Annotated in this window: 17 protein-coding genes; 13 read left to right on the forward strand and 4 right to left on the reverse strand. The window is 65.3% G+C overall.

Annotation, left to right across the window (positions count from 1 at the left end; genetic code table 11):
• Positions 1-3 precede the first annotated feature (3 nt).
• From LMQ14_RS03000 to LMQ14_RS03015, 4 genes are all read left to right on the forward strand, one after another.
• Positions 4-972, forward strand: a complete 969-nt coding sequence (locus tag LMQ14_RS03000; protein WP_267733367.1) for a DivIVA domain-containing protein — start codon at positions 4-6, stop codon at positions 970-972.
• A 109-nt stretch (positions 973-1,081) separates the two neighbouring features.
• On the forward strand, positions 1,082-2,017 hold the full coding sequence (locus tag LMQ14_RS03005) for an enoyl-CoA hydratase (protein ID WP_267733368.1): 936 nt from the start codon (positions 1,082-1,084) through the stop codon (positions 2,015-2,017).
• A 172-nt stretch (positions 2,018-2,189) separates the two neighbouring features.
• Positions 2,190-3,035, forward strand: a complete 846-nt coding sequence (locus LMQ14_RS03010) for an SDR family oxidoreductase (protein ID WP_267733369.1) — start codon at positions 2,190-2,192, stop codon at positions 3,033-3,035.
• A 14-nt stretch (positions 3,036-3,049) separates the two neighbouring features.
• Positions 3,050-3,841, forward strand: a complete 792-nt coding sequence (locus tag LMQ14_RS03015; protein ID WP_267733370.1) for an SDR family NAD(P)-dependent oxidoreductase — start codon at positions 3,050-3,052, stop codon at positions 3,839-3,841.
• Positions 3,842-3,947: 106 nt separating this feature from the next.
• Here LMQ14_RS03015 and LMQ14_RS03020 read toward each other — a convergent pair whose 3' ends face one another.
• Positions 3,948-5,525, reverse strand: coding sequence for an LCP family protein (locus LMQ14_RS03020; RefSeq protein WP_267733371.1), 1,578 nt, complete (start codon positions 5,523-5,525; stop codon positions 3,948-3,950).
• Between the two features lie 266 nt (positions 5,526-5,791).
• Between LMQ14_RS03020 and LMQ14_RS03025 the strand changes: the two genes are divergently transcribed.
• Entirely contained in the window at positions 5,792-6,442 is a 651-nt protein-coding gene (locus LMQ14_RS03025) for a DUF2510 domain-containing protein (RefSeq protein ID WP_267733372.1), read from the forward strand.
• Positions 6,443-6,464: 22 nt separating this feature from the next.
• Here LMQ14_RS03025 and LMQ14_RS03030 read toward each other — a convergent pair whose 3' ends face one another.
• The gene (locus tag LMQ14_RS03030; protein WP_267735323.1) at positions 6,465-6,707 is read right to left on the reverse strand and encodes a hypothetical protein; all 243 of its coding nucleotides are present in this window, start codon (positions 6,705-6,707) and stop codon (positions 6,465-6,467) included.
• Between the two features lie 85 nt (positions 6,708-6,792).
• Between LMQ14_RS03030 and LMQ14_RS03035 the strand changes: the two genes are divergently transcribed.
• A complete protein-coding gene (locus tag LMQ14_RS03035) occupies positions 6,793-7,944 on the forward strand; it encodes a TDT family transporter (RefSeq protein ID WP_267733373.1) in 1,152 nt (383 codons plus the stop codon).
• Between the two features lie 457 nt (positions 7,945-8,401).
• Here LMQ14_RS03035 and LMQ14_RS03040 read toward each other — a convergent pair whose 3' ends face one another.
• Complete coding sequence (locus tag LMQ14_RS03040) at positions 8,402-10,027, reverse strand: flavin monoamine oxidase family protein (RefSeq protein WP_324291098.1); 1,626 nt, start codon at positions 10,025-10,027, stop codon at positions 8,402-8,404.
• A gap of 25 nt (positions 10,028-10,052) precedes the next feature.
• Here LMQ14_RS03040 and LMQ14_RS03045 point away from each other — a divergent pair, with 25 nt between their 5' ends.
• The 7 genes from LMQ14_RS03045 to LMQ14_RS03075 all read left to right on the forward strand — a co-directional run bounded on the left by LMQ14_RS03045 (position 10,053) and on the right by LMQ14_RS03075 (position 16,161).
• Positions 10,053-10,928: an alpha/beta fold hydrolase gene (locus LMQ14_RS03045; protein WP_267733375.1), complete on the forward strand. Its 876-nt coding sequence runs from the start codon at positions 10,053-10,055 to the stop codon at positions 10,926-10,928.
• A 123-nt stretch (positions 10,929-11,051) separates the two neighbouring features.
• A complete protein-coding gene (locus LMQ14_RS03050; protein ID WP_267733376.1) occupies positions 11,052-11,267 on the forward strand; it encodes a nuclear transport factor 2 family protein in 216 nt (71 codons plus the stop codon).
• Positions 11,268-11,346: 79 nt separating this feature from the next.
• Positions 11,347-11,991, forward strand: coding sequence for a S1 family peptidase (locus tag LMQ14_RS03055; RefSeq protein WP_267733377.1), 645 nt, complete (start codon positions 11,347-11,349; stop codon positions 11,989-11,991).
• A gap of 168 nt (positions 11,992-12,159) precedes the next feature.
• A complete protein-coding gene (locus LMQ14_RS03060) occupies positions 12,160-12,624 on the forward strand; it encodes a lipoprotein LpqH (RefSeq protein WP_267733378.1) in 465 nt (154 codons plus the stop codon).
• A 50-nt stretch (positions 12,625-12,674) separates the two neighbouring features.
• On the forward strand, positions 12,675-13,607 hold the full coding sequence (locus tag LMQ14_RS03065) for an MAP_0585 family protein (protein WP_267733379.1): 933 nt from the start codon (positions 12,675-12,677) through the stop codon (positions 13,605-13,607).
• 22 nt (positions 13,608-13,629) lie between these two features.
• The gene (locus LMQ14_RS03070; protein ID WP_267733380.1) at positions 13,630-14,400 is read left to right on the forward strand and encodes an enoyl-CoA hydratase; all 771 of its coding nucleotides are present in this window, start codon (positions 13,630-13,632) and stop codon (positions 14,398-14,400) included.
• Between the two features lie 126 nt (positions 14,401-14,526).
• Positions 14,527-16,161, forward strand: coding sequence for a diflavin oxidoreductase (locus LMQ14_RS03075; protein WP_267733381.1), 1,635 nt, complete (start codon positions 14,527-14,529; stop codon positions 16,159-16,161).
• Here LMQ14_RS03075 and LMQ14_RS03080 read toward each other — a convergent pair whose 3' ends face one another.
• Complete coding sequence (locus LMQ14_RS03080) at positions 16,162-16,767, reverse strand: TetR/AcrR family transcriptional regulator (RefSeq protein ID WP_267733382.1); 606 nt, start codon at positions 16,765-16,767, stop codon at positions 16,162-16,164. It abuts the gene before it with no gap.
• Positions 16,768-16,813 lie beyond the last annotated feature (46 nt).

Raw genomic sequence — 16,813 nt, forward strand, 5'->3', positions numbered from 1 at the left:
ACAATGGCTCTCACGCCGGCCGATGTTCACAATGTCGCGTTCTCCAGGGCGCGCATTGGTAAACGTGGCTACAGCGAGCAAGAAGTCGACCTGTTCATCGACCTGGTTGAGCAAGAGCTGATTCGCCACATCGAAGAGGACGCCGAGCTCCGTCACCGCAACGCCGAGCTGCGCAACCGGGATGGTGGGCTTAAGAAGCGGGAAGCCGAACTTGCCCAGCGGGAGGCCGTCCTGCACGAGCACGAAAGCGAAGTCCGCAGGCACGAAGTGGAAATTCGCAAGCACGAAGACCAGATTCGCCACCAGGAAGCCCAGCTCGCCCACCGGGGAACGCCCCTTCCGCAGCAGGTCGCTCAGCTTCGCCATCGGGAAGCCCAGGTCGCGCAGCGCGAGGCCCAATTCGCCCAGCACGAGGCCGAGGTCGCCCAGCACGAAGCCCAGCTCGCCCAGCGGGAGTCCGAGCTGCGCCGCCGGGAGGCCGAGCTCAACCAGTGGCATTCCGAGCTTCGTCAGCAGGAAGGCGAGCTCGAACAGCACGAAGCCCAGCTAGCCGAGCGGGAAGCGGAGATCGAACACCACGAGGCCGAACTGCACCAGCTGCTGGACCAGCCGCACGCGGTGGCCTCCGGCGCGGAGGCCTCGAGCGGCCAGGTGGCGCGACAGCAATTGCGCGCAGTGCCGCCGGTCGCGGTCAACGGGGCCGCCCACCTGGAGGAGACGCGGACGGTCGCCGCGGTGCACGGGCGCCATGACATGGAGCGGATGGCGATCCGCGCGGTCACCGACACGCTCGGCAATACGCTGACCGAGACCGTGCACGAGCGGACCCGCCGCGACGCCACCGCGGCCGTGGCCTCCGAGGAGCCCACCGAACTCGATCGGTTGAAGGAAGAGAACGCGGAACTGGCCCGTTCCCTGGGCTTGCTCAAGTCCGCCGCCGCGCTCCTCGCGGCCGCACTCGAACGGCCCTAACTCGGCCGGCTGTAGCCCGGCCCGCGGCGACCAACCCAACTCGAAGCCGCTTACACACTCGCCGTAATGTGTAAACAAGGCGGATTCAACGACGAGCGAGGTAGGCCGAATGACAGTGTCCAAGGAAGCCGACGCCGCGGCGGCCAATGCCAGCGCCAACGAGCTGGTGGCCTACGAGACCCTCGATGAGGGTCGCATCGCGCGGATTTGGCTGAACCGGCCCGAGGCCCACAATGCGCAGAGCCGCGGCCTGCTGGTTCAGCTCGACGAGGCGTTCGGGCGGGCGGAGGCCGACGACACCGTGCGCGTGGTGATCCTGGCGGCGCGCGGCAGGAACTTCTCCGCCGGCCACGATCTCGGCTCCGAGCAGGCGCTGGCCGAACGCGCGCCCGGGCCGGGGCAACACCCGAGCTTCCGTTCGCACGGCGCGACCTACGAACCGATCATGGAAAAGCTGTACCACCAGGAGTGGCACTTCTTCTTCGAAAACACTTGCCGCTGGCGCGATCTGCGCAAGATCACGATCGCCCAGGTGCAGGGCAACGCGATCTCGGCGGGCCTGATGCTGATCTGGGCGTGCGATCTGATCGTCGCCGCCGACAACGCGAAGTTCAGCGACGTAGTCGCGGTCCGGCTCGGCATGCCGGGCGTCGAATACTATGCTCACCCTTGGGAATTCGGGCCGCGTAAGGCCAAAGAGCTACTGCTGACCGGTGATTCGATCGACGCGGACGAAGCACATCGGCTGGGTATGGTTTCCAAGGTCTTTCCGGTCGACGAATTAGAGGAAAAGACACTGGAATTCGCGCGGCGCGTTGCCGAGCGGCCCACGATGGCTTCGCTGTTGATCAAGGATTCGGTCAATGCCGCTTCCGACGCGATGGGTTACACCGAGGCGCTGCGGCACGCATTCCACGTCCACCTGCTGGGCCACGCACACTGGGCGGCGTTCAACGAGAACAGGTGGCCGGTCGGTCAGCCGCCGCACGTCGAGGACTGGCGCGACGCGAAGCCGACGAAGGTCGCTCGCCGCGATACGCCGTAGCCGACCCCTGCCCGGGCGATCGCCAATCTGCCCGCCCCCAGCGATAAGACCCGATTGTCGCTGAGAGGCGGGCACTTCGGTGTCCCGCCTAACGAGACTGGGGGTAGCGATATTCGGGCCGGGGTCGCATGCTTCTATAGCTAGAACCTGTTCCAGTTTGAGAGGGTCTCGCGTGCAGCTATCTTTCGAAGACCGGACGTATGTGATCACCGGCGGCGGCAGTGGCATCGGTAAGGGTGTGGCCGCCGGGCTGGTCGCGGCCGGGGCCTCCGTCATGATCGTCGGTCGCAATGCCGACCGCTTGGCGGGCGCCGTCGAGGAGATCGAGCCGCTGGCCGCCAAAGCCGGTAAAGGCGGCGCGATCCGCTACGAGCCCGCCGACGTCACCAACGAGGACGAGGTGTCCCGGGCGGTCGACGCCGCGACGGCCTGGCACGGGCGGCTGCACGGCGCGGTGCACTGCGCGGGCGGCTCGCTGACCGTCGGGCCGATCACCCACACCGACTCGGAGGCGTGGCGCAACACCGTCGACCTCAACGTCAACGGCACCATGTACGTGCTCAAGCACGTCGGGCGTGAATTGGTGCGCGGCGGTGGCGGATCGTTTATCGGGATCTCGTCGATCGCGGCCAGCAACACCCACCGGTGGTTCGGGCCCTACGGCGTCACTAAGTCCGCGATCGACCACATGATGATGCTGGCCGCCGATGAACTCGGGCCGTCGTGGGTGCGGGTCAACAGCATCCGCCCGGGCTTGATTCGCACCGATTTGGTGGACGCCGCGGTGCTTCAGTCGCCGGAGATCAGTGGCGACTACGCCCTTTGCACGCCGCTACCCCGCGCCGGGGAGGTCGAGGACGTCGCCAACCTGGCCATGTTCTTGCTCAGCGACGCGGCCACCTGGATCACCGGACAGTGCATCAACGTCGACGGCGGCCACATCTTGCGCCGCGGCCCGGACTACTCCTCGATGATGGTGCAGATGTTCGGCGAGGACGCGCTACGCGGAGTGGTCTAACCCAGGAGAAGCAGATGAACAGACTCGAGGGCAAGCGGATCCTGGTGACGGGCGCCGCATCGGGGATCGGCCAGGCCACCGCGTTGCGGTTGCTGAGCGAGGGCGCCAGCGTCGTGGCCGCCGATATCTCGGCCGACGGTCTGAGTAACACCCAGGCCAGCGCCGACGCGGCAGCGACAGCGCAGCGGCTCACCACGATGCCGCTCGACGTCGGCAATGAGGATTCGGTGATCGACGGCGTGTCCTTGGCGGTCGAGCAGCTCGGTGGCCTGGATTCCCTGGTCAACGCGGCAGGCATCCTGCGCTCCTGGCACACCCACCAGACCACCCTCGACCAGTGGAATCAGATCATCAACGTCAACCTGACCGGTACGTTCCTCGTGGTCCGCGAAGCGCTGCCGTCGCTATTGGCGAATTCGCGCAGTGCGATCGTGAACTTCAGCTCGACCTCGGCGTCTTTCGCCCACCCTTATATGGCGGCCTACGCCGCGAGCAAGGGCGGAATCCAGGCCTTCACCCATTCCCTGGCGCTGGAATATGCGAAGGAAGGTCTGCGGGCGGCGTGTGTGGCGCCGGGCAGCATCAAGTCCGGGATCACCGATGCCACCGGCGGATATATCCCGAAGGATGCGGATTGGTCGCTGTTTCCCCGGCTGATGCCGATCCTGCCGACCACGACGGAATCCAGCGGTGCGGGGATGGCCGGACCCGAAGCGGTCGCCGGCGTGATCGCGATGCTGGTGTCCGACGACGGAGCCTGGATCACGGGCACCGAGATTCGGATGGACGGCGGCACGCACGCCTAGTTGGACGGCGGCGACCCTCTGCGCCCGGCTTCGCCGCGCTTGAGATCGCCGCTAGTTGGACGGCGGCGACCCTCTGCGCCCGGCTTCGCCGCGCTTGAGATCGCCGCTAGTTAACGCAGGGCACCCCGCCACCGTCGATCGGTTTGCCCTGATCGGGTGTCGGGTAGGTGCTGGTGCCGTAGCCCGAATAGGTGCCGCTGCTCTTGCTCGACGTCGTGGTGGTTGACGACGAAGACGTTGAGTAATCGTCCATGGATGCGTCGATCGTCGGCATCGAGTAGTTGGTGTCGACGGTCACGCGGATGTGCCCGGGCTGCAGACTGGAATCCGGTTGTTTGGGTGTATCCAGGCCGAGCAGGCCAGCGATGTTCTGGGCGTCGGATTCTGCGCCCGCGCCGTACTGGATGGTCGAGGTGTTCGGATCAAACCAGGTACGGTCGCGGGCTTGAACCGAGGTGTAGCCGTACTTTTTCAGCGCGTGCGACACCTGGCTGGCCAGACCGCTTATGCTGCCGACGTTGACCACGTCGACGTCGGTGGACGGATTCGGCTTGGCGGCCGTCGTCGGCGACGAGCTTGTCGAACTGTCGACGCCGATCGCCGATGCGACCTCGGCCTTGATCGCGACAGGGTCGATGATGTTGACGTCTTGACCGTTGATGTTGTCGTAGCGGACCACCGGCAGCGTCCGGAACTCCACTTGGTTTGCCGCCGCGCTACCGGCGATTTCGCCGATCCGGCGGAACATGTTCTCGTCCCAACCGCCCGACAGCACAACGTCTTTGCGCGCCACCGCCATCAGGCTCTTCATCTTGTCCAGGTTGGTGAAGGTGCCCGCATCTTGCAGCTCACGCATGACCGACGAAATGAATGCCTGCTGCCGATGGGTGCGGTCCAGGTCGCCGTTGTCCAGGCCATGACGTTGCCGGACGAAGGCCAGTGCCTCCGAGGCATCCAGCCGTTGCGGCCCGGCGGGGAAATCGGCGCCGGAGTAGGAGTCATAGACGGCGTGGTTGAGGCAGACGTTCACCCCGCCCAGGCTTTGCGCCAGATCGTAGAAGCCCGCCAAGTTGACCTCAGCGAAGTAGTCGATCGGAACCCCGGTCAGGCTGCGCACCGCGCGCAAGGTCGCCGCCCGGGCCGCTTCGCGGCCTTTCGTCTCGAGTTCTTTTTGAGTGCTCGCGCCCTGATTGGCGAGCTTCTGGGCGACGTACTGCTTGGTGAGGCCGTACGCCTCCTTGATCTTGATGTGGTTGTACCCCGGAACACCGTTGAACGGCACCCAGTCGTCGCGGGGGATCGAGAAGGCGACGACTTTGTTGTCGGCACCGACGTGCACGAGTATCAGCGTGTTGGTGTTGTAGCCGCCGTCATCGGAGTCGCCGGCGTGCAGCTGCTTGAGGATCGAATTGGGGAGGTCGTTGCCGTCCTGGTCTTTTCGCGAGTCCAGCCCGATCAGCAGGATGTTCATGTTGTCGCCGCTGGATCGCGGATCGTCGGGGCTCAAGGCTTCCGAGACGGTGATGCCGCCCAGCGCCCCGTGCGCGACGTAGTACCCCGCGCCGGTCATCAACACCGCCGCGGTGGACACCAGCGTCATGAACGCCCGCGTCACCCCTCGGCGGAGTGGCGACGGTTGGCGAACCGCTCGATGGCGGCGATGCGCGCCGCCGGAACGTGCCATCAGAAACCTTGACCCTTCACCCGCGCACCACTGCGCACCGCATCAGCGGTTTGCGGTGATGGGGCGAAAAGCATGAGGTCAAGTATGCGGTAGCTTGCTGTGAAGCCCCCAATTAGGACCGCTGCGAACGGCTCAGTGTGGCCCTTCTCACGCCGGGGAATCGCCCGAATCGCCACCCGCAATCTTCCCTCTACCAGCATGTTTTGGCTAGGATGCCCCGAGCTTGGGGTCCGCGGGCGTCGCGGACCTCCTCTCAGGAGGAGAACATGGCCGACGAGATCGATTCCGACTCGTCACCGGACGGAGACAAACACGCGGACAATCCCGATCCGCAGGTGCCTGAGCACGGCTTACGGCGGGCCTGGCAGCAGATCCCACCAGGCCTACGGACGGTAATTCCCCTGGTTTTGCTGGTGGCCGCCGTGATCGTCGGCTTCTACAACTGGGTGCGGCCGTCGGGCGACGATTGGTCGCACCTGCCGAGCCGACTTGTTTGCCAGGTGCAATCCGGAACCAGGCCGCCGCCCGCGATCACCGTCGCCTCGGTCGGTGTCACTCATCCCCGGACCAACGTGCTCCAGCTCGAGGCGCACTTCGCTCAACCGCTGCCGGCGTCGCCGGGCTTCCAAATGACTTACCGCCTCGCAAACAACGGCACGGCGTTTGCCGTGCTGAACCAGCGACAGGACAGCGACGACTTGGCGATCCGCAACGTCCGGGGTGACGGTGCGGACATCCGGACGGATCTCGGCACGCACGCCCGGCGGACGGCGCCCGACACCATCGAGATGACGCTGAACCTATCGAAATTCGGTTTCGACAAAGACTTCGTGAATCCAGCGCTCACGGTTTCATCTCAGCTCGACGTGCCGCCCGCCGAGCCCGTGACCTACGCGTTGCAGATTTGCCACGGCTAACGAAAGTTGTTGCGGCAGAGGGTTAGTTGACCCGTTCGAGGTCTTCGCCCGAATGGTAGTAGATCCGGATATTCGATCCGGTGACGATTTCTGCGAGGTATACGCCGAGCGGTTCAACCTCGTAGTAAAAGTGAACGTAGCCCTGCTTATCCAATGTTGTGGCACAGGTGAGGCCCGGCGCACCGCACCGTTGCTTGGTCGGAAGCGCGAGCACACCGATTGCCAGCATGACGATGATCCCGATCACGATTGGGGCTTTGTTCAAGGTGCGCCTCGTTTGCACGGAATACGTCACCGAAGGAGTGTAAGCGCAACATTGAGCAATCCCGGGGAAGTAGGGTCTGTCAGCTATGACGCGTGCAACCCCTGACAACCCACCGCGGTCGCATACTCGGGTCGAGGTGCTCGGCAATATCGGGCCCAACTGGTTTGCCTCGGTAATGGGAACGGGAATCGTTGCTATCGGCGGTGCGACGCTGCCGTTCCACGTGGTGGGGCTGCGCGCGTTCGCGGAAGTGGTGTGGGTGATCGCCGCCGTGCTGCTGGCGGTGCTGATCGTCTTGGTGGGTAGTCACTGGCTACGCCACCCGACGGTCGCGCGCGGCCATGCCCGCAATCCGCAGATGGCCCATTTTTATGGCGCCGCACCCATGGCGCTGATGACCGTCGGCGGCGGAGCGATGGTGGTCGGCCGGGATCTGATCGGCGCGCGCATTGCCGTCGACCTGGACTGGGTGCTGTGGACCGCGGGCACTCTCGGCGGGCTGTTCACCGCGGTCTCCATTCCGTTTCTGATGTTCACCCAGCACGACGTCGAACCCGACGCGGCATTCGGCGGCTGGCTGATGCCCGTCGTTCCGCCGATGGTGACCGCGGCGATGGGAGCGCTGTTGCTGCCGCACATAGCCGCGGGCACCGGCCGTCAAACCATGCTCTATTTCTGTTACGCGATGTTCGGGTTGTCGTTGCTGGCCTCGTTCAACATCATCGCGATGATCTGGAGCCGACTCGTGCTGTACGGCACCTCGGGCACCGCGCGGGTGCCGACGCTGTGGATCGTGTTGGGTCCGCTGGGCCAATCCATCACGGCCGCAGGACTTCTCGGGACGGCCGCGGCGCACGGCTCCATCGACCACGACGTGGCCGAGGACATGAACACATTCTCGATCCTGTACGGAGTTCCGGTGTGGGGCTTCGCGGTGTTGTGGATCGCATTGGCCACCGCGCTCACCGTGCGCACCCTGCGCCGCGGGATGCCGTTCGCCCTGACGTGGTGGAGCCTGACGTTCCCGGTCGGCACCTTCGTGACCGGGACTTCGCAGCTTGCCGCTCACACGCACCTGCCCGCCTTCAGAGTGGCCGCGGCCATCGCCTACGCCGGTCTGCTCTTCACCTGGTTGCTGGTGGCCATCCGTACCACGCGGGGCAGCCTGCGCGGCAATCTGCTCAAGCTGCCGCCGAGTAGTACGCCAATCAAGGCCCACAAGGAGCAGGTGTCCTGAGGTTCAGGGACTTCCATCAGGTTTCGCGGGCGCCAGTTGTTGGCGATGAAACTTCTTGCGGTGAGCCCGTTTCCGGGCGGCGAAGTCGATCCATCAACCGGCGCCACTGGTTTCGCAGCCACCGCCGCACCCGGCTAAGGCGGAAGCGATCGGGGTAGGCGACCCCGAGGACGATGATGGCTAGGGCGAACACGCCTTCCACGATCAGGGGATGGCCCAGTCGCTGCTCAGCCAGTAGAGATGCTTGCCTACGAAGCCTGAATCTTTACTCTCCTTATCGCCGAACAGCCATATAGCCACGCACTTCATTGACGGTGCAATCGCCAGCAGGACAACGGCCAGCGATAGCCGGGCAAAAACCAACGTGCGTACTGCAAAGGTGTCACCGGACCCCGCATCGAACTGGTGAGCGCGTGATGAAACCGTTCATCGAATACTGGTAGTCGACGGCCGGAACCTATTCGGCTGCAAGCACTTCGGCGGCTGCGCGCTCGCCCGATTGCGCCGCGCCGCTGACACAGTGATACGAGTACGTGGACGTATCGACACCCGCCCAGTGCACGCGTCCAACCGGCTCGCGTACCGCCGGGCCGAATCCGGACCCCGTCCAAACGCCCGGCCCCATGCAACCGGCGAAATCCCCGCGCGTCCATTCGTCCATCGACCAGTTGAACTCGAAGTAGGAATCGGGCTCCGGGTTCTGCGGCAATACCGCCGGGAACGTGATCCGCTCCGAGAGCTGCGCGCCGTCCGCTCCGAATCGATGCGACATTTCCTTTAGCACTTGCGCTTTGCGCTCCGCCCGGGTCAACCGATTGAAGTCGCGCGCCTTGTCGCCGGCAATGAAAACGCTCATCAGTCCGGGCTTGTCGCTGGTCTCGTCGAATGCGCTTTCCCGCGCATTGGGGCTGTAATCGCCGGCGTAGATGGAGATCGATTCGCCGACCAGCCCACGCTTGCGCCAGAACGCCTCGTCGTAAACGAGCCAGATCTTCCAGAAGGAACCCGTCGGCACCCGGTGCTGCAACTGAGCGCGGTCCGGCGGCAGTATCGGATCGAAACCGATGAAGTTCGTCATCGAGATATTCGTCGCGACGACGACGCGGCGCGCCCGCACGCTGACGTTCTCCGCGCTGACCGTGACTCCGCTTGCGTCCTGGGTGATCTGGCGGACCGGCGACCCGGTGTGGACGCTATCCGGATCCAGCTTGGCCACGATCCGATCGGCTATCTGCCGCATTCCGCCGCGGACCCGATATTGCTGCGCTTGTCCCGGGGCCTGGCCACTCATGTTGAACAGCTTGCTCCGGTAGGTTTTCAGCACGAAAAGCCAATGCAGGAGCGAACATGCACCGAGTTCGACACCCGTGTATCCGACGATGGCGGCACCCAGGAGCGCCTTTGCGTCCTTGGTGATGATGTTCAGGTCGAACCACGACTGAACGGTCATCTGGTCGGCTTCACGCGTCGTGCCGGGTCCCAGACTGACCGTGAACGGAAACTTGATGTCGTCCCACGGTGCCTCGGGATCGACGACCTCGGACATCTTTTCCATGCTGAGGATGGCCTTGCCCAAATCCAATTTCGCGGGCATGGATATCGGAGGCAACGCTTTGAGCGGATTGGAATCGTGGGCGTCGTACTCGTGGACCTTGTTCGAGGAATCCACAAATATCGTCTTGCCTTGGTCGTATTGCGCGTACACCTCGACGTCGAGTTCGTCCATCAGCCGCCGGATATCGGGCTGCGCCTGCGCGTCGGCCACCCATTGCCCGCCGATCTCGAACAAGGTGCCGTCCGAGAGCTGTGCACTCCAGGTGCGACCGCCGATGCGCGGCGAGGCCTCGAGCACCGTCACGGAGTGGCCTGCTCGATGAAGGCGGTATGCCGCGGTTAGCCCGGCGTATCCCGCACCGACGACACAGAATTCGGATTCAAGCTCAGACATCGCTGTCCTCTCGCCGCTTGAGGGTCGACCGGAAAACTGTACGCGGACCAGGTGGTTAGCGGATGAAGTTTGCGAGTGTTCCCGACAAACGCTGACGCGGGCGTAAATGCGAGTATCCCCAGGCGGCAACGACATAGCGAGGTCGTCTTATCATCTCCTGATGACGACGGCTCCTGAACAGTTCTCCACCTCGGGGATGGGCGGCATTCGTATCGCCGCTGACCGGCAGGGCGATCCGCTTTCGCGGGCGGTGGTGTTCCTGCACGGCGGGGGGCAGACCCGGCGTTCCTGGGGCCGTGCGGCGGCCGCGGTCGCCAATCGCGGCTGGCAAGCCGTCACGATCGATTTGCGCGGTCATGGCGAGTCGGACTGGTCCAGCGAAGGCGACTATCGCGTCGTCAGCTTCGCCGCCGATGTCCAAGAGGTGCTGCGGGGCCTGCCCCCGAAACCGGTGCTGGTGGGCGCCTCGCTGGGCGGATTCACTTCGATGCTGCTGGCGGGGGAGATCTCGCCCGGCATCGCCAGTGCCGTCGTTCTTGTCGACATCGTTCCCAACATGGAGCAATCGGGGGCGAATCGCATTCACAGCTTCATGTCCGACCGGGTGGAATCCGGCTTCGCCTCACTTGAGGAAGTCGCCGACGCGATCGCCGAATACAACCCCCACCGCCCCCGGCCGACCGATCTCGACGGCTTGACCACCAACCTGCGCCGTCGCGGCGATCGCTGGTATTGGCACTGGGATCCCCAATTCATCAGTGGCACCGCGGCTTTCCCGCCATTCGAGGTCACCGACGCCGATCGCATGCACACCGCCGTCGAGGCGATCCTGCGCAGCGGTGTGCCCATGCTCCTGGTTCGTGGCCAAGTGAGCGACCTGGTCAGCCAGGAGCGCGCCGACGAATTTTTGGCGCGCTTTCCTGAGGTCGAGTTCACCGATGTCCACGGTGCGGGGCATATGGTCGCCGGCGATCGCAACGACGTGTTCGCCGGAGCCGTGCTGGATTTCCTGTCCCGCCACGTCGACGCGGGATAACTTCGCTGCCGTTTGAGAAGTGCGCCCGGCCATTGCGAACCTCCTGTTACGGTCCCTAATATTTGTTCCGAAGAATCGCCGTCGGCGTCACTGGATCGTCGGCACAACCGAATGGGATGGCCGATGACGACCGACGCCGAACTGCGTGACCGGGTGGCCCGCCTGGAAGCCCGAGCCGAGATCTTCGACTGCGTGCAGCGCTACGCACGGGGCATCGATCGACGTGATCGGGAGCTGCTGCGCTCGGCTTATCACGACGATGCGGTCGCCGCGCACGACCGCAGAGATCCGCCCTATGACCGGCCACTGTCGGCGACCCGGGGGGGCGCAAACCCGTAACGGCGGTCCGCCGCCCCTCTGACCAGCTACAAGTCGCCTTCGGCTGGTAGCATCCTGGCCCGACATAGAGGAGAGCGGCGTGGTTATAGCGCGGTTGCAGGGGTTGGGGTTGTCCGTTGCCTTGATGGCGGCGGCGACGATGTTCGCGAATACGGCTGCGGCAGAGGCGCCGCCGACGCCGGGCGTGCAGCTCGAAGATGAAAGCGGAAAGTGCACAGCGGGTTTCGCGGCCCAGGGCGATGATGGCAGCTATTACTTGCTGACCAGCGGGCACTGCGACGCGCACGACGGTTCGACGTGGACCTACGGCGCGAGCGTCCCGCTCGGAACGATCACCGCCAGTGAGAAAGAAGGCGACAAGCGCGACGCCGCCATCATCCGCCTCAACCCTGCCGTCGGTGTGCCGACCGGTGGTGTCGGCGGTTTGATGGTGCGAGATGTGTTGGGCAGCAGCCAACTTAAGGTGGGTACGCCCTTTTGCAAGCTGGGGGCGGTTACGGGGGAGACCTGCGGCACGATCACCAGCATCGACGGCGACGTGGTCGAAGCCAGCGTGTTTAGTCTGGGGGGCGACAGCGGCAGTCCCGGCTACGTGAAGAACGACGACGGCAGCGTGAGCGCGGTCGGCATCTTGATGTCCTCGCCCGAGGGTGACGACAACACCACGTACTTCACCCTCGTGCAGCCGCTGCTGGGCAAGTGGGGAATCCACCTCCTGCCCTGACGGGTGCCGCGCCGTCGGCCGCGGGAAACCACGGTTTCGCCGAGCTCGGTAGTGGGTACAAGCCGGACCGGTGTCTTGCGTACGGACCGGCCCTGCCCGGTAGGGTCCGTAGGTGTTGACAGCGGCGAACGTGAAGGTAGCGGCACCAGCAACACGAAGGAGTGGGCGGTGAAACGTGAGATCGTGATCGGCGCGGCGGGCGTGGCCATGGTGGTCGCAAGCTGTGTCGGCTGTTCGAGCAACAAGTCCAACACCGGTGCATCGGGTACGGCAGCGGCACCGGCCGGCCCCCAGGTCATCGTGGACGGCCAAAAGCAGAACGTCACCGGCGCGGTCACTTGTACGCCGGCCGGTGACAACATCAACATCGGCATCGGTGATGCCTCCGCGGGCGTGGGCGCGGTGATCAGCACCGCCAACCCGCCCATCGTGCACGCGGTCGGGCTGGGCAACGTCAACGGCATCGCCCTCGGCTATTCCGATGCCGCGCCGAACCAGGCCAGCAACGCCGGGGCCGCGGTGGACGGCAAGACCTACGCGATCAAGGGCACCGCAACCGGGACCGACATGACGAACCCGGATCAGCCGCAGACGATAACCAAGCCTTTTGAGATGGACCTGACCTGCCCGTAGCGCGGGCCAATGAGACGTCGTCGGGGCCGAACCCCAGAGGAGACGCAGCTATGTCTAAGAAGCGTGTCAGCGCGATAGCGCTCGCGGCGGGGCTCAGTATCTCGGCGTTGAACCCGGGATTCGCGAGTGCCTTCCCACTCGACCCACCGCCGCCGTGCCCGGGCGGCAACTGCCACGGTGGTCCCGGCGGGCCCGGTGGTGGACCGCACAGCCCGGAAGCGCCGGCAACCTCTGTCGCGCCGGCATCCACGGCGGTTCCGCAGACCACCGCCGCGCCGCAGACCACGGCCGCCCCTCAGACGACGGCCGCGCCGCAGACCACCGAGCAGCCGAGTCCGCACACCACCGCGCCGCAAACAACCGCGAGTGCGCCGACCACGACCGCACCTGCCACGCAGACCACGACGCCGCCGGTCACCCAAACGACGACGCCGGCCGAACAGACCACAACGCCGCCGAGCTCACACACGACGACGCCGGCCGAACAAACGACCACTGCCCCGAGCTCCCAAACCACGACGCCGGCGGGCAGCCAAACCACCTCGCCGTCCGGACAGCGGCCCACCCGGACCGTGGTCGCGCCGAGCACTCAACCTCCGCACGAGCCCTACCAGCCGCGTGGCACCTACCTGACGGCCACCGCCGAGATCGGCGGTCCGATGGACTCGTCCGTCGGCTTCAGCATCGTCGGCCACGGGGCACCGCCTCCGCCGCCGCCGCGGGGCTGGGGCTGGAACGATGGTCCGCCTCCGGGCCACCCGCCGCCACACTGGCAAGGCCCGCCGCCTCCGGGTGGCTGGGACGGACCGCCGCCTGCCGGTGGCTGGAACCGCCCGTGGGCCGGGCCGCCGCGTGACGTGGTGTATGCCCGCTCCAACTTCTCGCCGTTCGCCTACAACACCTTCACCGTCGTTCCGGTCTTCAACTGGCAGTTCGGCGGCTGGGGTTACTGGTTCTTCGGCGTGTGGATTCCGCTTTACTGACGACCACAGCGAAATCCCGTAGTTGGAACGACGATTCGTCAGGCTGGGCCGCGACGGCGGCCTGGTCACCGTCGAGCTGATCAATTCCAAGACGCTCAACATCTTGGGTAGCGGGGCCATCGAGGAACTGACCCAGGCATTCCGCTTGATCGGCCACGACGGCGACGTCCGGGTCGTGGTGTTGCGCGGAGCGGGTGAGCAGGCATTCATCGGCGGGGCCGACATCAACGAGATGGTCGATCTGGATCGGTCCACCGGCGAGGTTTTCATCCGGCGCCTCGCGGGCTTGTGTGAGGCGATTCGCGAATGCCCGGTGCCCGTCGTCGCCCGGCTCGCGGGTTGGTGCCTCGGCGGCGGCCTGGAGGTCGCGATCTCCTGCGATCTGCGAATCGCGGAGTCGGGGGCTAAATTCGGGATGCCGGAAGTGGCCGTCGGGATCCCATCGGTTATCCACTCGGCCTTGTTGCCCGCGCTGATCGGGGCCTCGCATGCGGGCTGGCTATTGCTGACCGGCGAGACGATCGACGCGGAGACGGCGGCCGGTTGGGGGCTTGTCCATGAGGTCGTCGCCCCCGAAGAACTCGACCGTCGCATCGCCGACCTCACGACGAAACTCAGTGGCTTCGGCACGTCCGCGGTCCGCCAACAAAAGCGCCTGCTCAACAAATGGTTCGACATGACCGTTCATGGGGCGATCGAGGACAGCGTCGAGCAGTTCGGTCTGGCATTCCTGACCGGCGAGCCCCAGCAGCACATGCGGGCGTTCCTCTCCCGCAAGCGCGACAAGAGTTAGTCCCCGCGTCCGCTGACCGTGGGTGTGCCGTGGTCAAGGTTGTTGCGGCACTCGTTCCGAAAAACTAAGGTAAGCCTAAGCTTATGGAGACGGTGAGTCTCGCGCGCGACGACAACGGGAGCGATCATGACTTCTCAACCGGAATTCTCGCTGGTTGTCGGCTACGGCAGTGACATGGGCAATGCCGAGGATGCCGCCATGACGTTTGCCGAAGCGGTCGAAGAGGCCCTCGGCATCAGCGCCGCCGCAATCGAACTCAACCAGGTCGAGCCGGCCGACCTGCAGTCGGCGACTCACTTCGTCGTCGTGTGTTCGACGTGGGGCGAGGGCGAGTTCCCGGACAACGCCTCGTTGTTCTGGGAGGCGATCAGCGCCGAGGGGGCCGAGCGGCTTGAGCATTTGAGGTTCGCGGTGCTTGCCCTCGGTGACACCGGATACGAGCAGTTCTGCAACGCTGGGCGGCTCCTCGACGAGCAACTGGGCGCCCTGGGCGGCATCCGGCTGATGGACCGAGTCGATGTCGACGGCGTCTATGTGGCCGAGGCCGAGGCGTGGACGAACGATCTCGTCAAGCTGCTGGTGGCCGGCCGCACCGATCCCGCCCCCGCGGTGGTCGTCAGCGTGCCGGAGGTGCTCCCGGCCGACAATGCCGAACAGGCCCGCCGCGATCGCAGTCAACCGCTTTTTGATGCGCGCATCGTGGTCAACCGACTGCTCACCACAGCCGAGTCCGACAAGGAGGTCCGCCACTACGAGGTGGACCTGTTCGGTTCCGGGATCGCTTACGACACAGGCGATTCCATCGCTGTGCATGCCAGCAACGATCCGATCCTCGTCAACGCGATCCTGAGCGAGCTCGGCGTGGGCGCCGACCATGCCGTCATGGGCTATGACGAGCGGCTCGGGACGCTGCTCGCCGATCACCTGGAGATCCGGACACCGTCGCGAGCGCTGCAGACATTGGTCGCCTCCCGAACTCCGGACGCGGCCAGCGCGCTGGGCCCCGAAGCCGTTGCCGGGCCGGGCTCTTGGTGGTACGGCAAGGACGTGCTCGACCTGATCAGGCTGGGCGAGCTGACCGTCGATGAAGTCGTCGACACCCTGCGCCCACTTCAGTCGCGCGACTATTCGATCGCGTCGAGCCCGCTGGTGCATCCCGACCAGGTGCACCTGACGGTGGCGTCGGTGCGCTACACGGTCGGAGATCGCCGGCATGGCGGCGTGGCCTCGACTTTCCTGGCGGACCGCGGCGACACGGTACGGGTTCACCTGCGGCCCAACCATTCCTTCCGCCTGCCCGCGGCCGACGTGCCCATCATCATGATCGGTCCGGGCACCGGCATTGCACCGTTTCGCGGGTTCCTGCAGGAACGGCAGGCCGTCGGCGCGTCGGGCCGCGCGTGGTTGTTCTTCGGGGACCGCCGGCGCGGCTGCGATTACCTCTACGGCGACGAGCTCGACGCGTTCGTCGCGTCCGGCACCCTCACCCGACTCGACTGCGCGTTCTCCCGTGACGGGGCGGCCGGAGACCCGAAACAGTATGTGCAGCACCGCATGTGGGAGAACTCAGCGGATATCTTCAGCTGGCTACAGGACGGCGCATACGTGTACGTGTGCGGGGACGCCGAACGAATGGCCAAGGACGTCGACGCGGCCCTGCGCGGCATTGTGGCCCGCGGCGGCGGAATGGACGACGCCGCCGCGCACGCGTATGTCAACGAGCTGATGAAGAACCATCGCTATCTGCGCGACGTTTACTGATCAGTCGCCGCTGAGCGCCCGGATGCGCGCGGCCAGCACCTCGGTCCACTCGGCGAGGTAGTGATCGTCGGGCACTCGCGTCTCGGACTGATGAAACAGGCAGGTCGCGAAGCGGGCACCGAGGACACCGTTCACGCCGAGCGCGGCCAAAATCTTGGCCTGTTGTTGCGCGATCGTGGGTGCCCAGGCGGTAATCCACTCTGCCAGTTCGGCATTGAGGGTATCGACGAGGGCGGCATAGGCGGTGTCCAGGCGGGCGGATCGACCCGCGGAGGTGCGCGCTGCGATCTGCAGGAGTTCGATTTCTTCGTCGATGACCGAGAGCAAGTACCTGCCCAGGACGGTCAACTCGGCGTGCATGTCGCCGAGGCCCGCGAAAAGGCTGCGAATGTCGTGCATGGCGTGGCGGCGGTCCAGCTGGCGATCGATGCCGGCGTTCAGCAGCTCTTCTTTGGATTTGAAATGGTGATACAGGGCTCCAGAGCCGGCTGCCAAGCCGGCGGCGGCTTCAATCTGGGAGACACTGGTCGCATCGAATCCCTTGGCACTGAAAAGCCGCATGGCCTCGCCGACCAGCCGGTCCCGTGTTGACGCGGGTGTCGTCATTGACCCCTCCAAAGTGATCACTTACCTTGTACAAGGTACCACTTTA

It is taken from the genome of Mycobacterium sp. Aquia_213 (genome assembly GCF_026625985.1).
In the GTDB taxonomy this organism is placed as follows: Bacteria; Actinomycetota; Actinomycetes; order Mycobacteriales; family Mycobacteriaceae; genus Mycobacterium.

Excerpts from the sequence above, each read along its gene's own strand:
- LMQ14_RS03050 (WP_267733376.1), top strand. The coding sequence starts at position 11,052 with ATGACGACCGACGCCGAACTGCGTGACCGGGTGGCCCGCCTGGAAGCC.
- LMQ14_RS03035 (WP_267733373.1), top strand. The coding sequence starts at position 6,793 with ATGACGCGTGCAACCCCTGACAACCCACCGCGGTCGCATACTCGGGTC.
- LMQ14_RS03020 (WP_267733371.1), bottom strand. The coding sequence starts at position 5,525 with ATGGCACGTTCCGGCGGCGCGCATCGCCGCCATCGAGCGGTTCGCCAA.
- LMQ14_RS03000 (WP_267733367.1), top strand. The coding sequence starts at position 4 with ATGGCTCTCACGCCGGCCGATGTTCACAATGTCGCGTTCTCCAGGGCG.
- LMQ14_RS03065 (WP_267733379.1), top strand. The coding sequence starts at position 12,675 with ATGTCTAAGAAGCGTGTCAGCGCGATAGCGCTCGCGGCGGGGCTCAGT.
- LMQ14_RS03015 (WP_267733370.1), top strand. The coding sequence starts at position 3,050 with ATGAACAGACTCGAGGGCAAGCGGATCCTGGTGACGGGCGCCGCATCG.
- LMQ14_RS03025 (WP_267733372.1), top strand. The coding sequence starts at position 5,792 with ATGGCCGACGAGATCGATTCCGACTCGTCACCGGACGGAGACAAACAC.
- LMQ14_RS03045 (WP_267733375.1), top strand. The coding sequence starts at position 10,053 with ATGACGACGGCTCCTGAACAGTTCTCCACCTCGGGGATGGGCGGCATT.
- LMQ14_RS03040 (WP_324291098.1), bottom strand. The coding sequence starts at position 10,027 with ATGTCGTTGCCGCCTGGGGATACTCGCATTTACGCCCGCGTCAGCGTT.
- LMQ14_RS03075 (WP_267733381.1), top strand. The coding sequence starts at position 14,527 with ATGACTTCTCAACCGGAATTCTCGCTGGTTGTCGGCTACGGCAGTGAC.
- LMQ14_RS03080 (WP_267733382.1), bottom strand. The coding sequence starts at position 16,767 with ATGACGACACCCGCGTCAACACGGGACCGGCTGGTCGGCGAGGCCATG.
- LMQ14_RS03005 (WP_267733368.1), top strand. The coding sequence starts at position 1,082 with ATGACAGTGTCCAAGGAAGCCGACGCCGCGGCGGCCAATGCCAGCGCC.